Genomic DNA, 18,979 nt, shown 5'->3' on the forward strand with positions numbered 1-18,979 from the left:
CGAGCTTATGGCTCGAACCGCACCGGCTCGCCCGCCTGCTCCGTTGCATACGCCGTGAGCGCCGAGAAGAATTCGGTGCCCGTGCGCGTGTCGCGCCATTCGCCATCGATGAAGCGATAGTGGAAACCGCCTGCCTTCGCCGCGATCCAGATTTCGCGCATCGGCGGCTGCAAATTCACGATGATCTTCGTGCGATTCTCGAATTCGAGCGTCAGAACGTTGCCGCTGCGCTCCAGTTCGATGTCGGCTTCCGCCTCGTCCACGGCGCGCTCCACGGCCGCCAGCACGGCCTCCGCGCGGCTCAGGTAGTCATTGTCTGGCATGCTAAACTCCACCGGTTATTCATTCAGGGACAATTATGCGTGTCATTTCCCGGACGCGCGCAGCGGCCCCCAGCGCATGGACGCCCCGCGCGATTCTAGCGGCTTTTGCGATCGGCGCCGTCGCCCTTGCAGGCTGCGGCCAGCGCGGCGCGCTCTACATGCCCACCGTGCCGCCGCTTCCGCCCAAGCCCAATTTCGAAACCACGCAGCCGGAAACCGGCGCGACGCCTGCAGGCGCGCCCGCGAGTGCGCCCGAATCGGCATCGGCGCCCGTCGGCACGATCCCGGACACCTCCGGCACGCCGCTGTCGTTGTCCCCGGACACCGAACTCGGCACCCCGCCCGCGACCAACGGCAGCCCGCAACCGGCTTCCGACGCCACGCCAACCCAGTAAAACACTCGCATGACCCAGTCCGCTTTTCACCGCGATAACGGCACGCTCTTCGTAGAAGGCGTCTCGGCCGCAGATCTCGCCGCACAGTACGGCACGCCGCTCTATGTGTATTCGCGCGCGGCGCTCACCGCCGCATGGCACGCCTACGCCGACGCCTGCGCCGGCCGCCGCGCCAAGGTGCACGTCGCGGTCAAGGCGAACAGCAACCTCGCCGTGCTCAACGTGTTCGCTCGCGAAGGCGCGGGCTTCGACATCGTTTCGGCGGGCGAGCTCGCCCGCGTGCTCGCGGCAGGCGGCAAGGCAGAGGACGTGGTGTTCTCGGGCGTTGGCAAGACCGCCGGTGAAATGCGCGAGGCGCTCGAAGCGGGCGTGAAGTGCTTCAACGTCGAATCGATTCCCGAACTCGACCGCCTCAACGACGTGGCGGGCAAGCTCGGCAAGAAGGCGCCGGTTTCGCTGCGCGTGAACCCGGACGTCGATCCGAAAACGCACCCGTACATTTCCACCGGTCTGAAGGCCAACAAGTTCGGCGTGGCGTTCGAGGAAGCACGCGCGACCTATCGCACCGCCGCGGCCATGGCACACCTGGACGTGGTCGGCATCGACTGCCACATCGGCTCGCAGATCACCGAAATCGCGCCGTATCTCGACGCCATCGACAAGCTGCTCGAACTCGTCGACCAGATCGAAGCCGACGGCGTGAGCATCCGCCACATCGACGTGGGCGGCGGCCTCGGCATCACCTACGACGACGAAACGCCGCCCGACATCGGCGAGTTCGTGCGCACGGTGCTCGACCGCATCGAGGCGTATGGCGCGAAAACGGGCAAGGCGCGCGAGGTGTACTTCGAGCCGGGCCGCTCGCTCGTGGGCAATGCGGGCATCCTGCTCACCACGGTCGAGTTCCTGAAGCCGGGCTCGGAGAAGAACTTCGCGATCGTCGACGCCGCGATGAACGACCTCGCCCGTCCCGCCATGTACGACGCGTATCACGCGATGGAGCCGGTCGTTGCGCGCCAGTCGGCACCGCAAACCTACGACGTGGTCGGCCCGGTGTGCGAAAGCGGCGACTGGCTGGGCCGCGCCCGCTCGCTCGCGATCGAACCGGGCGACGTGCTCGCGATCCGCTCCGCGGGCGCCTACGGCTTCGTGATGAGCTCGAACTACAACACGCGGGCGCGCGCAGCCGAGGTGATGGTCGACGGCAAACGCGTGCATCTCGCGCGCGAGCGCGAAAGCGTGGCGCAGTTGTTCGCGAGTGAACGCGTGCTGCCGGACTGAGTCTGTCGTCCGCCCGCCCATGAAAAAAGCGACGCTACGGCGTCGCTTTTTGTTTGCCTGCCTGCGCGCGCTGCGCCTACGCGGCGCCCGCCCCCGCGCGCGCGGCACGCCAGCGCGCAAGCAGCCACACAGCCACACGCCAGCCGAGCAGCGCCAGCATGATCGCGCCGTAGAGCTTGGGCAGCACGAGGTCGTGCTTGCCCGCCTTCATCCACCAGAAGTGCAGGATCGCCAGCACGCCGATCGCGTAGATGAGCCGATGCAGCATCTGCCAGCGGCGTCCGAGCCGGCGCGCCATCGCGCGCGTGGACGTCACGGCGAGCGGAATCAGCAGCACGAACGCCGCGAAACCCACCGTGATGAACGGCCGCTTGCCCACGTCCTTGAGCATCGCGGCGACGTCGAACCACTTGTCGAACCAGATGTAGGTCGTGAAGTGCAGCGTCGCGTAGAAAAACGCGAAGAGGCCCAGCATGCGCCGAAAGCGGACCAGCGTATTCCAGCCCGTGAGTCGTCGCAGCGGCGTGACCGCGAGCGTGATGCAGAGGAACACCAGCGTCCACAGGCCCGTGGAGCGTGTGATGAACTCGATCGGATTCGCACCGAGCCCGTCCGTGAAGCCGAACAGCACGAGGCGCGCGAGCGGATACAGCGCCGCGACGAACACCGCCACCTTCGCCCACGGCAGCCAGCGCGGACCCGTCACGCTCCCCGCCTTTCGCGCAGGACGCGCCTGGCCCGCCCCCACGCGCGCGGCGGCCTGTGGTGTCGTCGTCGATTCCATCTCTCGCTCCATCTAGCGCGTTGCTCAGAAGTTCTTGCGCAGATCCATGCCCTGATACATCGACGCGACGAGGTCGCCGTAGCCGTTGTACATGAGCGTCTTGCGCTTGGGCTGGAAGAAGCCGTCCTCGCCGATGCGCCGCTCCGTGGCCTGGCTCCAGCGCGGGTGATCGACGTTCGGATTCACGTTCGAATAAAAGCCGTATTCGTTCGGCGCGTACTTGTTCCAGCTGGTGGGCGGCTGGTTCTCGACGAAGCGGATCTTCACCAGCGACTTCGCGCTCTTGAAGCCGTACTTCCACGGCACCATCACCCGCACGGGCGCGCCGTTCTGGTTCGGCAGCACTTGCCCGTAGAGGCCGACCGTGAGCAGCGTGAGCGGATTCATCGCTTCGTCCATGCGCAGGCCTTCGGAATACGGCCAGTCGAGAATCGGCTCGGCGAGGCCCGGCATTTGCGAGGGGTCGGCGAGCGTGATGAACTGCACGTAGCGTGCGTTGCCCGTGGGCTGGGCGCGGCGGATCAGTTCGGAAAGCGAAACACCGATCCACGGCACGACGATCGACCAGCCCTCCACACAACGATGCCGGTACACGCGCTCTTCGAGCGGCGCGAGCTTGAGGATCTCGTCGATGTCGTAGACCTTCGGGTTCTTCACCTCGCCCTCGACGCTCAGCTTCCACGGGCGCGGCCGCAGCGTGTGCGCGTTTTGAGCCGGATCGCCCTTGTCCGTGCCGAACTCGTAGAAGTTGTTATAGGTCGTGATGTCCTTGTACGGCGTGACCTTGTCGAGCGCGACGAACTTCGTGTTCGTCTGCGCGGCGAGCTTCTGCGCCTTCGGGTCGCCGGGGGCGTATTCCGCAAGCGCCTGCGTCGCACCGAACGGCCCCGCGATACCGCCGAGCGCGAGCGCGCCGGCTGCGCGCAGAATGCGCCGACGCTGTTCGTACACCTTTTGCGGCGTGATTTCGCTCGCGGGGATGTCGTCACCGTTGAGCAAGATCCTGCTGCTCCGCTTGATCCACATATCGCTGCTCCTGCTTCTTGCGTGGCGTGCGCCGCCAGCACATTGATCGTATCTCGACCCGTCCCGCCGTGCTGTGCACGACGTGGATCGACTGGATGACCTCAAGCGGGCAAACGCGCAATTCGCAGAAAACTTCCCGGCGGACGAAAAAAAACCGTCGGAGCGCGAGGCATCCGACGGTTAATTCGTCTTGCGGGCCGATTCGGTTACAGCTTGCCGTAGCTGTGCAGGCCCGAAAGGAACATGTTCACGCCGAGGAACGCGAAGGTCGTGACGAGCAGACCCGTGAGCGCCCACCAGGCCGCCACGCCGCCACGCAGGCCCTTCATGAGGCGCATGTGCAGCCAGGCGGCGTAGTTGAGCCACACGATCAGCGCCCAGGTTTCCTTCGGGTCCCAGCTCCAGTAGCCGCCCCAGGCTTGCGCCGCCCACAGCGCGCCAAGAATGGTCGCGATGGTGAAGAACGCGAAACCCACGGCGATCGACTTGTACATGACGTCGTCGAGCACCTCGAGCGCGGGCAGGCGGTCCGCCAGCACGCCGCGCTCCTTCATGATGTACGCCACGCCCACCATGGCCGAAAGCGCGAAGCTGCCGTAGCCGATGAAGTTCGCCGGCACGTGGATCTTCATCCACCAGCTCTGCAGCGCGGGCACGAGCGGCTGGATCTGCTGCGCGTCGCGCGAGATCGAGTACCACATCAGGAAGCCCACGGCCGCGCTGATCACGAGCAGCACGAACGCGCCGAGCGCGCGCGTGTCGTAGTGCCTTTCGTAATACAGATAGAAGAGCGCGGTGATGAGGCTGAACAGCACGAACACTTCGTAGAGGTTCGAGATGGGAATGTGCCCGACGTCCGCGCCGATGAGGTAGGACTCGTACCAGCGCACCATCAGGCCGACGAAGCCCATGAGCACCGCCGCCCACGTGAGCTTCGAGCCGATCGAGCCGCCCGAGGGCGAGCGCGAGAGCAGGCCGATCCAGTAGAACAGCGTGGCGAGCACGAACAGCGCGCTCATCCACAGGATGGCCGACTGGCTGGAGAGGAAATACTTGAGGAAGAACGCCTGGTCCGCGCGCGCGAGGTCGCCCTGATAGATCTGGATCGCAAAAATCGCGAGCACCGCGATGCCGGCCATGAGCAGCCGCGCCGGCTTCCAGCGCCAGCCCAGCACGACGAGCGCCGGCGTCGTGCCGCACAGCACCAGCTTGTCGTAGTAGTTCATGTGCGCGTGGTAGCGCGAGAGCGCGAAGCCCGCGCCCGCCACGAGCGCCAGCGCGAACAGCCAGTCCACCACCGTCAGGCGGCGCAGAAAGGGGCGTTCGTCGAACAGGCCGTCGGCGAGGGGATCGCGGTCGCGGGCAGTCGCGGCGCCATGCGCCACAGCGGCATTGGCCACCTGCGCACGTTCGGCGCGGCGGGCCTTCGCGGAGGAGGAAACCTGAGACAAGTCCATGGGCTTACCGGTGTTGATCGTGAGTGGCTGCAATCACGTGCGTGGATCAGGGCGCACGGTCCGTGCCGCTGCCGTTCGTGTCGCCCGCATTGTCCGCGGTGCCCGTTTGCGGCGCCGCGCCTAGCGCACGGCCGACCGCGTCGCGGGTACGGGCGAACTCCTTCTCGAAGTCGAGGGTACGGCGGGCGGTCGACATCGCCATGATGACGTCGACGCCGTGGTCCTGACCGTCCTGACCCTTCCGGTCCTTCAGCCAGAACCACAGACGCCGCTCACGCACGTAGAACATCGAGAAGATGCCGAGCACGAGCAACAGGCTGCCAAGATACACGACTTTCTTGCCCGGCGCGCGCGTCAACTGAAATACCGAAGCTTGCACCTGCTTGAATGAATCGAGCTGTAGATAGACAGGAGATCCATACAGGAAACTGTCGGAAATTGCGTTGATCGAGTCCTGTACGAAGCGCGCGGCGTCGGCATCGGGCTTCAGGTCGGGCTCGCCGGCCTGCTCGCGCGCGAGCTGCCAGAGGTCCCATGTCGCACCCTCGAGCATGCGCAGCAGAAGGCTCGCCGCCTTTTCCTGCTGCTCCTTCGGCACCGACTTGTCGATGAACGCGGCCACGGCCTGGAAGCCGCCTGCGGCGCCCGCAGCACCCGCAGCGCCTGCCTGCGGGGCGTCCGATCCCGCGAACAGGGTCAAGACGCGCTCGGCGCTGTCTTCGAGATGCTGTTGCAGCTCGCGGTTCGAATCGGGAACCGAGCGCGCGGCGAAGCGCTTCGCGGCCTGCGCGCGCAAGGCGGGGTCCTCGAAGGCCGCGCGCAGCATCATCCACTCCTTCGGCGTGCCGCCGGTGTCGGCGGGAATACGCAGGTAGCGGAACGGATCGTCGGGATTCTCGCGCATGCCCGCAAGGAACATGCGATCGCCGCCGCCCACGTCCACGGGCAGCATGTAGTTGTTGTACTCGCGCGCCTGGCCGTTCTTGTCGCGCACCTTGTACTGCACCGAGGGGCCGACGTTGTGCAGGTCGAGCGGCTTCGAGCTCTTCGCACCGGAGCCGAGGCGCTCGTCGAACGCTTCCTTGAGCGACTGGTGCGCCACGCCGCGCGCGTCGTTCGCGCCGCTGCCGTTCGAGATGTTCTCGACGTTGATCGCGCGGAAGTCCGCGAATTCGATGGTCTGACCATCCACGCCCGGCACCGTCTGGCCAGCGGGCACCGCGAGCGGCGCCGAATTGCCGATCGTGCCGCCGAACGGGAAGTGCTTCGCGCTGGCGCCCGACATGGGCCACGCCGTCATCGACATCTGCGAGCCGCCGTCCTGGAAGCTCGACTGATAGATCGACACGCCGTCGTACTCGAACGGCTCGTTCACCTCGATGCGCGCCGGAATGCGCTGGCCCGTCTTGTGGTCGATCACGACGATGTCGCTCGCGAACAGCTTGGGCATGCCGGTCGAGTAGTAATCGACGATGAACTTGTTGAGCTGGATCGAGAACGGCAAGTCCTGGATCAGCGAGCCGTCGGGCTGGTTGAGGATGGCCGTGGAGACGAACTGGCCCTCGGGCACCCAGGCGTAGCCGCGGAACGTTGGGTTCGACTGCGAGAGCCGGTGCTCGGGCGCAATGTCGTTGATGACCGCGTTGCTGCGGATCGGCGTCTTGTCGAACAGCCACATCTGGAATTTGATCGGCAGATTGCTGTCCAGCAGGCCGCCGAGGCAAATGATCACGATCGCGAGGTGCGCGAAGATGTAGCCGATCTTCGTGAGCGCACCGCGCTTGGCCGCGATCAGCGTGGCGCCCTCGCTCTCGCGCGTGACGAACCGGTAGCCCATGCGCACCGCCAGCTTGCCGAGCGTGGCGGCCGTTTGCTCGCGCGAGCCGCCCTCCACCGCGAACTCGCCCTTGTGATGGAACGCGCGCAGGCTGCCTTCGCGGACCTTGTCCTTCCAGCTCTTCATGTCGGCGAGCATCTTCGGCGCGTTGCGGATCACGCACAGCGAGACCGACACCACGAGAAAGCCGAGGATCGTCATGAACCACCACGCGCTGTAGACCGTATAGAGGCTCAGCGAGCGGAAGATATCGGCCCAGAAGGGGCCGAACTGGTTGACGTAGTTCGGGTACGGGTCGTCCTGCGTGAGTACCGTGCCGACGATGCTCGCGATGGCGAGCACGACGAGCAGCGCAATCGCGAAGCGCATCGAGCTGATCAGCTCGACGGCGCTTTTCACCGCCTTCTGGCGAACATTCAACTGCAAACCCTGCGTGGTGACGCTCATTCAAACTCCGCTTTTTCGCTCTTGCTGCTTTCTTGCCGATCAGGCGCTACAGCAAAAAAGGGTGCAGGCGCGCCGTCAGCGTGACGACGCCCTCACCCTTTTCTTGTTTTCCGGCCGGCCGCGCCGTGAAACTGCTGATCAACCGCGCGGCAAACCTGCTGCGCTCAATGCAGGCCGGCCGCGTAATCGGCAACGGCCTTGATCTCGTCGTCCGAGAGCCGGTGCGCGATGGTTCGCATCGGATCGTTATTGTTACGCGTGCCCTGCTGGAAAGCATTGAGCTGTGCAACGATATACTCCGACCACTGGCCCGAGAGGCGCGGATACTGGATCGGAATCCCCTGACCCGTGGGTCCGTGGCACGCCGCACAGGCCGGCACTCCCTTGTCGGCGATGCCGCCCCGCCAGATCGACCGGCCGAACGGCACGGTCTTCGCGTCGCGCGCGTAGCCGGGTTTGGGTGTCTGGGAGGCGAACCAGGCTGCGACGTTGATCATATCCTGGTCTGACAGGGCGGCAGCGAAGCCGGCCATGATGGGGTTTGCGCGCGCCGCCGGCTTGCCGCCGGGCTGCGGTTTGAAGTCCTTGAGTTGCTTGACGAGATAGTCGGCGTGCTGGCCGGCGAGCTTGGGATACGCGCCGCCGGTGCTGTTGCCGTCGGCCGCGTGACAGGCCGCGCACACCTGCGCGGCAATGGCTTGCCCCCGGGCGACGTCGGGCTTGGCCGGCGTTCCCTGATCCGCCGCGTTTGCCTGCCCCGCCATCATGAATAAACCTGCTGTAAGACCTGACGCTATCGCACTCTCGAACACCTTCAAGCACTTGCCCAGTCGATTCATTCGCGCACCTTGTTTCGTCTTGTGGGAATCAGGTTCTGCAATGTACGACAGCGACCGATCTACCTCGAAAGGCCCGCGCCGGCCTTGCTGGTATTCAGTAAACCATCGCATTGTACAATAGCGCGCAAGGCGCCACGGCGCCAGTCGGGCCTGCCCCCGATATCCCAGAATCCATCCCGGGCACTTCCGGGCCCGGCGGGCCACCCGCCGCGTTGTCTCACATTGTGGTCCTTTTCCGATGGCCTTCCTGCTGCACCAAGCCCGCTTCTTCACGACGGTGAATCATCTGCGCGACGTGCCCGCTACGGCGCGGCCCGAGGTTGCGTTCGCCGGCCGTTCGAACGCCGGCAAGTCCACCGCCATCAATCTGCTGTGCAACCAGAAGCGGCTCGCCTTCGCCTCGAAGACGCCAGGCCGCACCCAGCATATCAACTACTTCTCGGTCGGCCCCGCCGACGAACCCGCGGGCTATCTCGTCGACTTGCCCGGCTACGGCTACGCCGAAGTGCCGGCCGCTGCGAAGGCGCACTGGGAGCAGTTGCTTTCGCTTTATCTGCAAACGCGCGCGCAACTCTCCGGCCTCATCCTGATGATGGACGCCCGCCGCCCGCTCACCGACCTCGACCGCCGCATGATCGAGTGGTTCGCGCCTACGGGCAAACCGATCCACGCACTCCTTACGAAGTGCGACAAATTGACGCGTCAGGAAAGCGTGCTCGCGCTGCGTACGACCAGCAAGGCGTTCGACGAGTACAGCAAGCAAGGTTACGAAGGGAAGCTGAGCGCCCAGCTCTTTTCGGCGCTCAAGCGCGTGGGGCTCGACGAGGCGCACGCCGTGATCGAGAGCTGGATCGTGCCGCAGGCATCTGTCGGCGAAACCGACGCGCAAGCGGAGTAACGCCCCTCGGGTCAGTCGCTTCAGGCCGGCCCTCAATCGTGCAAAAGCCCACACCGTCGGGCTTTTCACGCGCATTCATCAGATCTTTTCGCAGCGCCGGCGCGGCATCTGCCGCGTTATGTGCGCTAGCGCACACAGACCACGCCAACGCCGGGCATAAGCGCCCTTTCCGGCCTGCGCCGCGGGTCTTGCTACGCCCCTTCCGGCGCACATAAAAAAACCCGCCGTGGTTTCCGGCGGGTTAAACAGCCTTATCGAAAAACGACAGGCACCCGCTCAGGGAGGAGAAGCGGGGAGCTCGGCGCCAGGCGCCTCGCTCGATCGGTATGATATACCATTGTCCCGAAAAGTTTCCTGCGCCCCGGGACCCATCCCGTTTCAAGATATCCGCCGACATGAGCTTCTATCCGCATCATCGTCCGCGCCGCATGCGACGTGACGATTTCTCGCGCCGTCTGATGCGCGAAAACCTCCTCACCACGAACGACCTGATCTACCCCGTATTCGTTATTGCGGGCAACAACGTGCGCGAAGCCGTGCCGTCGATGCCCGGCGTCGAACGCGTGTCGATCGATCTGCTGATGGGCGTCGCCGAACAGTGCGTCGAACTCGGCATTCCGGTGCTGTCGCTCTTCCCCGTTGTCGATCCGGCGCTCAAGACGCCCGATGGCATCGAGGCGACGAACCCCGACGGCGTGATTCCGCGCGCCGTGCGCGAACTGAAGAAGCGTTTCCCCGAGCTCGGCGTGCTGTGCGACGTCGCGCTCGACCCGTACACGAGCCACGGCCAGGACGGCGTGCTCGACGAGAACGGTTACGTCATCAACGACGAGACCATCGAGATCCTCGTCGCGCAGGCACGCGCCCAGGCGGAAGCCGGCGTCGATATCGTCGCGCCTTCGGACATGATGGACGGGCGCATCGGTGCGATCCGCGAGATGCTCGAAAGCGAGAACCACATCCACACGCGCATCATGGCGTACTCGGCCAAATACGCTTCGGCGTTCTATGGTCCGTTCCGCGATGCCGTGGGCTCGGCATCGAATCTGGGCAAGGGCAACAAGATGACCTACCAGATGGACCCGTCGAACTCCGACGAGGCGCTGCGCGAAGTGCGCCTCGACATCGAGGAAGGCGCCGACATGGTGATGGTGAAGCCCGGCATGCCGTATCTCGACATCGTGCGCCGCGTGAAGGATGAATTCCGCTTCCCGACCTACGTGTACCAGGTGAGCGGCGAGTACGCCATGCTCAAGGCCGCCGCGCAGAACGGCTGGCTCGATCACGACAAGGTGATGATGGAATCGCTGCTCGCGTTCAAGCGCGCGGGCGCCGACGGCATCCTCACGTATTTTGCGCTCGACGCCGCGCGTTTGCTGCGCGCACAGAAGTAAGCGCCGCACGCATCGCATGAAAAAAAGGCACGTCCGCGGACGTGCCTTGTTGCTTTTGGGCCGATGCGCGTTCTCGCACACGCGCAAGGCCGCCGGTCAGGCCAATCAGGTCGATGGCGCTGCTGGCGTCTGCGGCGCCGGCGCCGCCACGCGATCGAGGCGCGCGAGGAAGCGGTCGGCATTCTCGTAGCCGACCACGCGCAGTACTTCGTGCCCTTGCGTATCGAAGAAGATGATGCCCGGCGGTCCGAAGAGGCCGAAGCGCTTGAGCAGTGCCTGGTCGTCCGAATTGTTGGCGGTCACATCGGCGCGCAGCAGCCCCAGCTCCGCGAGGCGCGCCTGCACACGCGGGTCGCTGAACGTGAACTTCTCCATTTCCTTGCAGCTCACGCACCAGTCGGCGTAGAAGTCGAGCATCGACGGCTTGCCCGCGGTCTTGAGCGCCGCGTCGAGTTGCGCAGGCGAGCGCACGGGCGCGAAGACCAACGCGTTCGCTTCGTTGGCGCCGGCGGACTGCGCCGCGCCGGCAGCGGCAACATCGCTCGCGCCGCCCACGCGCGCGGCCAGCACCGCGAGCGGACGCAGCGGATCCGTCGAACCCGCCGCAAGACCGACGATCAGCGTCGCGGCCCAGATCGCGAACGCCGCGCCGAGACCACGCCCAAGGCGCCGCCAGACGTTAACCGCACCTGCGTTCGGCGTGAAAAGCCCGAGCGCGGCGGCCGCGAGCAGCAGCCAGAGGGCGGCGAGCAGCATCTGCGCGGTGGCGCCGAGCACCGGCCAGACGATCCACAGCGCGGCCGCGAGCAGCACGACGCCGAAGAACACCTTCACGCCATCCATCCATGTGCCCGCACGCGGCAGCAGCGAACCCGCGCCGAGGCCGAGGATCATCAGCGGGACGCCGAGACCGAGGCCCATGGCAAAGAGTGCCGCGCCGCCCAGCACGGCGTTGCCCGTGTGCGCGATGAACGCCAGCACCGCGAAGAGCGGCGCGGTCATGCAGGCGCCCACCACGAGCGCGGAAAGCGCGCCCATCACGGCGACGGCGGCGAATTTGCCGCCGGAACGGCCCTGGGTGGCGCGCGAGGCGCCGTCCTGCCAGCGCTGCGGCAGCGCGATGTCGTAGCCGGCGATCAGCATGACGGCGAACGCGGTCAGGAGCACCGCGAACACGCCCAGCACCCACGGGTTCTGCAGCCAAGCGCCAAGGCTCTGGCCGACCAGCGCAGCGGCAATGCCCAGCACCGTGTAGACGAGCGCCATGCCGAGCACGTAGACGAACGAGAGCGCGAAGCCGCGCGAGCGCGTGACGCGGGCGCCCTCACCGACGATGATCGCCGACAGGATCGGGATCATCGGGTACGAGCAGGGCAAGAGGCTCAGCACCATGCCGGCCACGAAGTACAGGCCGACCACGGCGAAAAAGCCGCCGCCTTGTAGCAGCGATTGCGCGTAGTCGGCGCTCGTGGCGCGCTCGTACCAGGGCTCCTCGGTGTCGCCTGCTGCGGGTGCTGCGCTGGTGTGCGGCTGGGGCGTGGGCGTCGGGTTCGCTGCGCCCGGCACGGGGCTCTGGCCAGCCGTCGCGGCCTGCAAAGCCGCGCCGCTGACGTGGAACACGTGTTCCGCGGGTGGATAACAGATGCCCGCATCGGCGCAGCCCTGCGATGTCACCGCGAGATCGAACGGACCGCTCGCCTTTTGCACCGGCACGCGGATCGTCAGCTCGCCTCGATAGGTTTCGACGTTCTTCTGGAAGGTCGGATCGAACTTCACGTGGCCGGGCGGGATCTGCGCCTCGCCCAGTTGTGCCGTGCCGTTGCGCGCGACGAAGGCGAAGCGCTCGCGGTACATGTAGTAGCCGTCGGCGATCTTGAAGTGCACGTCGACCATGCCCGGCGCTTCGCTCGCGCTGAACGTAAAGGCCTGGTCGGGCGGCAGGAAGTCGTCGTCGGCCGCACGCGCGAGCGACGCACCGATCAGCATCGGCAGCAGAGCGCAGACGAGCAGGAGAAAGCCGGACAGCGAAGCGTACGGCGCGGCGCGCGAGCGCCGATCGAAGCGGTTAGACATGAAGGGTGCGCTGAGTCTCGGCATTGACCCATTGCCCGTAGGCATTCGACGCCGTGGCTTGCCACGAGAGAATCTCGGGCGTCTCGTAGGGATGCTGGGTCTGGATGAACTGTTCGAGCTCGGCCGCGCGGGCGAGGCTCGTCTTGAAGAGCAGCTGGATCTCGTTGCCCGACTCGATGTTGCCCTGCCAGTGATACTGCGAGTGGACGGCGCCCAGGCGCGTCACGCACGCGGCGAGGCGCTGCGCGAGCGCCCCGGCGGCGAGCGTTTCGGCGGCGCCCTCGTCGGGCACCGTAGTCAGCATCAGGGTCACATTGAGGGTCACGACGAACTCCGGCGTGGCGCCCGCGTGCGACGGCAAACGGGCTTCGGGGCAGAACGTAATCGTACCATCGGCGCCGACCGGCTTCTCTCGTGCACCGTGAGGCAAAAGGGGACTGCAACCGGTAAACACGCTTCAACGCACTTTCATCCGCGCCCGAAAACAAAAAAGCCAGGCTAGGCCTGGCTTTTTCGCATGCCGCTCAATCCGGGGATCGAGCGACGGAAAGCTTATTCCGCTTCCTGGACGTTCTCTTCCGCGACTTCCGGACGGTCGAGCAGTTCGACCAGTGCCATCGGTGCGTTGTCGCCAACACGGAAACCGAACTTCAGGATACGCAGGTAGCCGCCCGGACGGTTCGCGAAACGCGGACCGAGCACGTCGAACAGCTTCGTGACCGAGTCACGATCGCGCAGGCGGTTGAACGCCAGACGACGGTTTGCGAGCGACGGCTTCTTGCCCAGCGTGATGAGGGGCTCGACAACCTTACGGAGTTCCTTCGCCTTCGGCAGCGTCGTCTTGATGACTTCGTGCTCGATGAGCGAGTTGGACATGTTACGGAGCATTGCCAGACGGTGGCTGCTCGTGCGGTTCAGTTTCCGCAGACCATGACGGTGACGCATTTCAATTTCCTTGAAACAAAGTTTTGGTCCAGCTCTTCTATCGCCTCGCAACTATCGAGGCACGGGCCGGTACGTGAAAAAGGCAAGACGCGGATTCTAAAGGAAAATCCGCGTCCGTGCCAGACTTCTTACTTGTCGAGACCAGCCGGCGGCCAGTTTTCGAGCTTCATGCCGAGCGTGAGACCGCGCGAAGCGAGCACTTCCTTGATCTCGTTGAGCGACTTGCGGCCCAGGTTCGGGGTCTTGAGCAGCTCGTTCTCGGTGCGCTGGATCAGATCGCCGATGTAGTAGATGTTCTCGGCCTTCAGGCAGTTCGCCGAGCGAACCGTGAGTTCGAGATCGTCCACCGGACGCAGCAGGATCGGGTCGATCTGCGGGGCGCGCGAAGGCGCTTCCGCGGCCGTTTCCGTGCCTTCCAGCGCCGCGAACACCGACAGCTGATCCACGAGGATGCGGGCCGACTGGCGGATCGCTTCCTCAGGCGAGATCACGCCGTTGGTTTCGATGTTCATCACGAGCTTGTCGAGGTCGGTACGCTGTTCGACACGCGCGCTTTCCACGGCGTAGCTCACGCGGCGAACCGGCGAGAACGACGCGTCCAGCACGATGCGGCCGATGATCTTGGCCGACTCGTCGCCGTAACGGCGCACGTTGCCCGGCACGTAGCCACGGCCCTTTTCGATCTTGATCTGCACGTCGAGCTTGCCGCCCTTCGTCAGATGCGCAACCACGTGATCCGGGTTGATCACTTCGCAGTCGTGCGAGAGTTCGATGTCGCCAGCGGTGACAACGCCTTCGCCTTCCTTGCGCAGCGTAACCGTCACTTCGTCACGGTTATGCAGCTTGAAAACGACACCCTTCAGGTTCAGCAGCAGGTTGACCACATCCTCTTGCACACCATCGAGCGTCGAGTATTCGTGCACGACGCCTGCGATCGTCACTTCGGTCGGCGCGTAGCCCACCATCGACGACAGCAGCACGCGCCGGAGCGCGTTACCCAAGGTGTGGCCATAACCGCGTTCGAACGGCTCCATGACCACTTTCGCGTGGTTGTCGCCGAGCGATTCCACAGCGATGATCTTGGGTTTCAGCAAACTGGTTTGCATAGGTTTTCCTTTTCAATACCCTCGGCTCGTTACACCGATAAGGCTGAGATGGCAACAACCTGAAAAAAACGGCCGAGGCCGCCTCCTGCGCGAAGCACAGAGGTTACCCCGGCCGTCAATCCGATTACCGCGAATACAATTCGACGATCAGGCTTTCGTTGATGTCGCCAGCGATGTCGCTGCGCTCAGGCATGCTCTTGAACGTGCCTTCGAACTTCTTCGCGTCGACCGACACCCAACCTGCCATGCCGCCTTGCTCTGCGAGCGAGAGGGCTTCGACGATACGCGCCTGCTTCTTCGCCTTTTCGCGAATTGCGACGACGTCGCCAGCCTTCACTTGCATCGACGGGATGTTCGAAACGACGCCGTTCACCGTGAGCGCCTTGTGGCTCACGAGCTGACGCGCTTCAGCGCGGGTCGAAGCGAAGCCCATGCGGTACACGACGTTGTCGAGACGCGATTCGAGCAGTTGCAGCAGGTTTTCGCCGGTGTTGCCCTTGATACGGTCAGCTTCCGCGAAGTAGCGGCGGAACTGGCGCTCGAGCACGCCGTAGATGCGCTTCACTTTCTGCTTTTCGCGGAGCTGCGTGCCGTAGTCGGACGTACGTGCGCCCGAGGTGCGGCCGTGCTGACCCGGCTTGCTGTCGAGCTTGCACTTGTCGGCGAGCGAGCGGCGTGCGCTCTTCAGGAAGAGGTCGGTGCCTTCACGGCGGGACAGCTTGGCCTTCGGGCCGATATAACGTGCCACGTTGCTTTCCTTCGATAATTGATCACGCGAGGGCTAAACGGGAAAACCCGGCCTTCGCGCTAGTCCGGCTCTTTGAACCGAACGGTGGACTTAGTCAATTCAATAACGCCGAGAGCCTGGGTCGCCGTTTCCGGCGGCTCAGGCGTTCGGCTAAAACGACGCCTTAGATACGGCGGCGCTTCGGCGGACGGCAGCCGTTGTGCGGGACCGGCGTAACGTCGGAGATCGCGGTGATCTTGATGCCAAGACCATGCAGCGCGCGCACCGCCGATTCGCGACCCGGGCCGGGGCCCTTGATACGCACTTCGAGGTTCTTGACGCCGTATTCCATTGCAACACGGCCAGCCGATTCGGCTGCGACCTGAGCTGCGAAGGGCGTCGACTTACGCGAACCCTTGAAGCCCTGACCGCCCGACGTTGCCCAGGCAAGCGCGTTGCCTTGACGGTCGGTGATCGTGATGATCGTGTTGTTGAACGACGCGTGAACGTGAACCACGCCCTCGGCGACGTTCTTCTTAACCTTCTTGCGAACGCGTTGCGCCGCGGAGTTGTTCGAAGCCTTAGCCATTACGTTTTCCTGTAACTTTCAGTTCCGCTTACTTCTTCAGCGACTGTGCTGCGCGGCGCGGACCCTTACGCGTACGTGCGTTGGTACGCGTACGCTGGCCACGCAGGGGCAGGCCCTTGCGATGGCGCACGCCGCGGTAGCAGCCGAGGTCCATCAGGCGCTTGATGTTCATCGTCACTTCACGGCGGAGATCGCCTTCGACGACAAACTTGCCCACTTCCTCACGCAGCTTTTCCAGATCCGCGTCGTTCAGGTCCTTGACCTTCTTGTTGAACGGCACACCGGCGGCCACGCAGATGTTGCGCGAACGCGTGCGGCCAACACCAAAAATTGCCGTCAGGCCGATTTCGGTGTGCTGGTGGTTCGGGATGTTAACCCCTGCAATACGAGCCATTGTTTTTCCTCAAACAAAAAGCGCAAGCGCGCTAATCAGCCTTGGCGCTGCTTGTGGCGCGGGTCCGAGCTGCAGATCACGCGAACGACGCCGTTGCGCTTGATGATTTTGCAGTTGCGGCAAATGCGCTTTACCGATGCCATCACTTTCATGATATTACCCTTTTTCCTAAATCACTTCGCCCGGAACACGATCCGCGCACGCGACAGATCGTAAGGCGTCAACTCAACCGTCACCTTGTCGCCCGGGAGGATGCGGATGTAGTGCATCCGCATCTTTCCGGAAATATGTCCCAGAACGACATGGCCGTTTTCCAGCTTCACCCGGAAGGTCGCGTTGGGGAGGTTTTCGATAACCTCGCCTTGCATCTGGATTACATCGTCTTTGGCCATAGGTCCTTTTAACGCATCGGGACGCCGCCGCCCTTGAAGTTGGCCTTCTTGAGCAGCGATTCATATTGTTGCGACATCACGTACGACTGCACCTGCGCCATGAAGTCCATTGTGACGACGACAATGATCAGCAGCGACGTTCCACCAAAATAAAACGGCACATTCCAGCGCAGCACCAGAAACTCCGGCAGCAGGCAAACGAACACGATATAGATCGCACCGGCCAGCGTCAGACGCGTGAGGATGCGGTCGATATAGCGTGCCGTCTGATCGCCCGGACGGATGCCAGGTACGAACGCGCCACTCTTTTTCAGGTTGTCGGCCGTTTCCCTGCTGTTGAACACCAGTGCGGTGTAGAAGAAGCAGAAGAACACGATCGCCAACGCATACAGCAACACGTACACGGGCTGGCCAGGCTTGAGGGCTTCGGCCACATTGTGCAGCGTGTCCGCAAACCAGCCGGTTCGCGAACCCGAACTGAACCAGTTCAGGATGGTTGCCGGGAACAGGATGATCGACGACGCGAAGATCGGCGGAATCACACCCGACATGTTCAGCTTGAGCGGCAGGTGGGACGACTGCCCGCCGTAAATCTTGTTACCGACCTGGCGCTTCGCATAGTTCACGAGGATCTTGCGCTGGCCGCGTTCGATGAACACCACCAGGTACGTCACGGCTGCGATCAGAACGACCACGATGATCGCCGAGATGATGCTCATCGAGCCGGTGCGAACCAGTTCGAAAAGCCCACCGAGCGCATTCGGGAAGCCTGCCGCGATCCCGCCGAAGATGATGATCGAGATACCGTTGCCAAGCCCGCGTTCCGTGATCTGCTCACCAAGCCACATCAGGAACATCGTGCCCGTTACGAGCGTCACGACCGTCGTCAAGCGGAACACCATGCCCGGATCGATCACGAGGCCGGGCTGGTTTTCCAGCGCGACCGCGATGCCGAACGCCTGAAACGTCGCCAGCACCACCGTGAAGATCCGCGTGTACTGCGTGATCTTGCGTTGTCCAGCCTGCCCTTCTTTCTTCAGCGCTTCCAGCTGCGGCGAGACGATCGCCATCAGCTGCAGGATGATCGACGCCGAAATATACGGCATCACACCCAGCGCGAAGATCGTGAACCGAGACAGTGCGCCACCCGAGAACATGTTGAACATGCCAAGGATGCCGCCCGACTGGCTCTGAAAGAGCTTCGCCAGTTGGTCCGGATCGATACCCGGAACCGGAATATGCGCGCCGATACGATAAACGACCAGCGCCAGCAGCAGGAACACTGCACGCCGACGCAGGTCGCCGAACTTCGGTGCGCTGCGACCGGTTTTTGCGAGACTCGGGCTGTTAGCCAAGTAGCTTCTCCGATGCAGATGCTAGTGACGGCGGGCAAGCCCGCACGCACCACTCACAATCACTCGGCAAAAGAACCGCCTGCTGCTTCAATCGCAGCACGCGCATTCTTCGTCGCACCCAGACCCTTGACGACGACCTTACGCTTGATCTCGCCGGTAGCGATGATCTTCGCGCTGCGGGTCAGTTCGCCAACGAGGCCTGCCTGCTTGAGAGCCAGCAGATCGATTTCGTCGACCGGCAGCTTCTCGATGTCGGCGAGGCGCACTTCACCGACGAATTCCTTCGTCAGCGAGGTGAAGCCACGCTTCGGCAGACGACGCTGCAGCGGCATTTGACCGCCTTCGAAGCCAACCTTGTGAAAGCCGCCCGAACGCGATTTCTGACCCTTGTGACCACGGCCAGCGGTCTTGCCGAGGCCGGAGCCGATGCCGCGGCCGACGCGACGCTTTGCGTGCTTCGCGCCTTCTGCCGGCTTCAGGTTATTCAATTCCATTTTCAACTCCTGGAGTCTTTGGTCGACCGCTTAGCCGATGACCTTAACGAGGTACGAGACCTTGTTGATCATGCCGCGCACAGCCGGCGTGTCCTGCAGCTCGGAGACCGAGTTCAGGCGGCGCAGGCCGAGACCGCGCACAGTGGCACGGTGCGTTTCGCGGGTCCCAATCAGGCTCTTGACGAGCTGAACCTTGACAGTTTTTTCAGACATGGTGCCCACC

22 protein-coding genes and 1 pseudogene are annotated in these 18,979 nt (G+C 64.0%); 5 read left to right on the forward strand and 18 right to left on the reverse strand.

The annotated features are described in order from the left end of the window. Positions 1-5 precede the first annotated feature (5 nt). The gene (cyaY, locus tag AB4Y44_RS29300) at positions 6-323 is read right to left on the reverse strand and encodes an iron donor protein CyaY (protein WP_028206540.1); all 318 of its coding nucleotides are present in this window, start codon (positions 321-323) and stop codon (positions 6-8) included. 35 nt (positions 324-358) lie between these two features. Between cyaY and AB4Y44_RS29305 the strand changes: the two are divergent. The 3 genes and pseudogenes from AB4Y44_RS29305 to lysA all read left to right on the forward strand — a co-directional run. Beyond that, positions 359-481 (forward strand): annotated as a pseudogene (locus AB4Y44_RS29305) (lipoprotein); the annotation flags it as partial. Further along, a complete protein-coding gene (locus tag AB4Y44_RS29310; RefSeq protein ID WP_368701570.1) occupies positions 482-718 on the forward strand; it encodes a hypothetical protein in 237 nt (78 codons plus the stop codon). A 9-nt stretch (positions 719-727) separates the two neighbouring features. Then, a complete protein-coding gene (gene lysA / locus AB4Y44_RS29315) occupies positions 728-1,999 on the forward strand; it encodes a diaminopimelate decarboxylase (RefSeq protein ID WP_368701564.1) in 1,272 nt (423 codons plus the stop codon). Between the two features lie 76 nt (positions 2,000-2,075). Here the strand turns inward: lysA and msrQ are convergent, their stop codons facing one another. The 5 genes from msrQ to AB4Y44_RS29340 form a co-directional block, all read right to left on the reverse strand. Further along, positions 2,076-2,783 (reverse strand): protein-methionine-sulfoxide reductase heme-binding subunit MsrQ, encoded by a 708-nt coding sequence (msrQ, locus tag AB4Y44_RS29320; protein ID WP_342924241.1) that lies wholly within the window; start codon positions 2,781-2,783, stop codon positions 2,076-2,078. A 24-nt stretch (positions 2,784-2,807) separates the two neighbouring features. Continuing rightward, positions 2,808-3,809: a protein-methionine-sulfoxide reductase catalytic subunit MsrP gene (msrP, locus tag AB4Y44_RS29325; RefSeq protein ID WP_368696492.1), complete on the reverse strand. Its 1,002-nt coding sequence runs from the start codon at positions 3,807-3,809 to the stop codon at positions 2,808-2,810. 206 nt (positions 3,810-4,015) lie between these two features. After that, entirely contained in the window at positions 4,016-5,266 is a 1,251-nt protein-coding gene (ccsB, locus tag AB4Y44_RS29330) for a c-type cytochrome biogenesis protein CcsB (RefSeq protein ID WP_342924239.1), read from the reverse strand. Between the two features lie 46 nt (positions 5,267-5,312). Beyond that, a complete protein-coding gene (locus AB4Y44_RS29335) occupies positions 5,313-7,550 on the reverse strand; it encodes a cytochrome c biogenesis protein ResB (protein ID WP_368701565.1) in 2,238 nt (745 codons plus the stop codon). A 164-nt stretch (positions 7,551-7,714) separates the two neighbouring features. Further along, positions 7,715-8,389 carry a c-type cytochrome gene (locus AB4Y44_RS29340; protein WP_342924236.1) on the reverse strand — a complete coding sequence of 225 codons (675 nt, stop codon included), beginning with the start codon at positions 8,387-8,389 and terminating at the stop codon, positions 7,715-7,717. A gap of 238 nt (positions 8,390-8,627) precedes the next feature. Between AB4Y44_RS29340 and yihA the strand changes: the two genes are divergently transcribed. After that, positions 8,628-9,287 (forward strand): ribosome biogenesis GTP-binding protein YihA/YsxC, encoded by a 660-nt coding sequence (yihA, locus tag AB4Y44_RS29345; RefSeq protein WP_342924235.1) that lies wholly within the window; start codon positions 8,628-8,630, stop codon positions 9,285-9,287. Positions 9,288-9,682: 395 nt separating this feature from the next. After that, positions 9,683-10,681, forward strand: coding sequence for a porphobilinogen synthase (gene hemB, locus AB4Y44_RS29350; RefSeq protein ID WP_342924234.1), 999 nt, complete (start codon positions 9,683-9,685; stop codon positions 10,679-10,681). Positions 10,682-10,786: 105 nt separating this feature from the next. Here hemB and dsbD read toward each other — a convergent pair whose 3' ends face one another. The 12 genes from dsbD to rpmD all read right to left on the reverse strand — a co-directional run bounded on the left by dsbD (position 10,787) and on the right by rpmD (position 18,969). Then, entirely contained in the window at positions 10,787-12,754 is a 1,968-nt protein-coding gene (dsbD, locus tag AB4Y44_RS29355; RefSeq protein WP_368701566.1) for a protein-disulfide reductase DsbD, read from the reverse strand. Beyond that, entirely contained in the window at positions 12,747-13,058 is a 312-nt protein-coding gene (gene cutA, locus AB4Y44_RS29360) for a divalent-cation tolerance protein CutA (RefSeq protein WP_321927929.1), read from the reverse strand. Before cutA ends, dsbD begins: the two co-directional genes overlap by 8 nt. Positions 13,059-13,306: 248 nt before the next feature. Then, positions 13,307-13,699 (reverse strand): 50S ribosomal protein L17, encoded by a 393-nt coding sequence (gene rplQ, locus AB4Y44_RS29365; RefSeq protein ID WP_027797304.1) that lies wholly within the window; start codon positions 13,697-13,699, stop codon positions 13,307-13,309. A 128-nt stretch (positions 13,700-13,827) separates the two neighbouring features. After that, a complete protein-coding gene (gene rpoA / locus AB4Y44_RS29370; RefSeq protein ID WP_254337073.1) occupies positions 13,828-14,805 on the reverse strand; it encodes a DNA-directed RNA polymerase subunit alpha in 978 nt (325 codons plus the stop codon). Between the two features lie 124 nt (positions 14,806-14,929). Further along, positions 14,930-15,553, reverse strand: a complete 624-nt coding sequence (rpsD, locus tag AB4Y44_RS29375) for a 30S ribosomal protein S4 (RefSeq protein WP_069268217.1) — start codon at positions 15,551-15,553, stop codon at positions 14,930-14,932. Between the two features lie 163 nt (positions 15,554-15,716). Beyond that, positions 15,717-16,121: a 30S ribosomal protein S11 gene (gene rpsK, locus AB4Y44_RS29380; RefSeq protein WP_006052224.1), complete on the reverse strand. Its 405-nt coding sequence runs from the start codon at positions 16,119-16,121 to the stop codon at positions 15,717-15,719. Between the two features lie 28 nt (positions 16,122-16,149). After that, a complete protein-coding gene (gene rpsM / locus AB4Y44_RS29385; protein ID WP_028213337.1) occupies positions 16,150-16,515 on the reverse strand; it encodes a 30S ribosomal protein S13 in 366 nt (121 codons plus the stop codon). 35 nt (positions 16,516-16,550) lie between these two features. Then, positions 16,551-16,667: a 50S ribosomal protein L36 gene (gene rpmJ, locus AB4Y44_RS29390; protein WP_027819338.1), complete on the reverse strand. Its 117-nt coding sequence runs from the start codon at positions 16,665-16,667 to the stop codon at positions 16,551-16,553. Positions 16,668-16,688: 21 nt separating this feature from the next. After that, on the reverse strand, positions 16,689-16,907 hold the full coding sequence (gene infA / locus AB4Y44_RS29395) for a translation initiation factor IF-1 (protein WP_004521905.1): 219 nt from the start codon (positions 16,905-16,907) through the stop codon (positions 16,689-16,691). A gap of 8 nt (positions 16,908-16,915) precedes the next feature. After that, the gene (secY, locus tag AB4Y44_RS29400; RefSeq protein WP_028206524.1) at positions 16,916-18,262 is read right to left on the reverse strand and encodes a preprotein translocase subunit SecY; all 1,347 of its coding nucleotides are present in this window, start codon (positions 18,260-18,262) and stop codon (positions 16,916-16,918) included. A gap of 59 nt (positions 18,263-18,321) precedes the next feature. Beyond that, positions 18,322-18,756, reverse strand: a complete 435-nt coding sequence (gene rplO / locus AB4Y44_RS29405; RefSeq protein WP_028206523.1) for a 50S ribosomal protein L15 — start codon at positions 18,754-18,756, stop codon at positions 18,322-18,324. A gap of 30 nt (positions 18,757-18,786) precedes the next feature. Beyond that, positions 18,787-18,969, reverse strand: a complete 183-nt coding sequence (rpmD, locus tag AB4Y44_RS29410; RefSeq protein WP_010106952.1) for a 50S ribosomal protein L30 — start codon at positions 18,967-18,969, stop codon at positions 18,787-18,789. Positions 18,970-18,979 lie beyond the last annotated feature (10 nt).

It is taken from the genome of Paraburkholderia sp. BR10937, from assembly GCF_040965695.1.
Classification (GTDB): domain Bacteria; phylum Pseudomonadota; class Gammaproteobacteria; order Burkholderiales; family Burkholderiaceae; genus Paraburkholderia.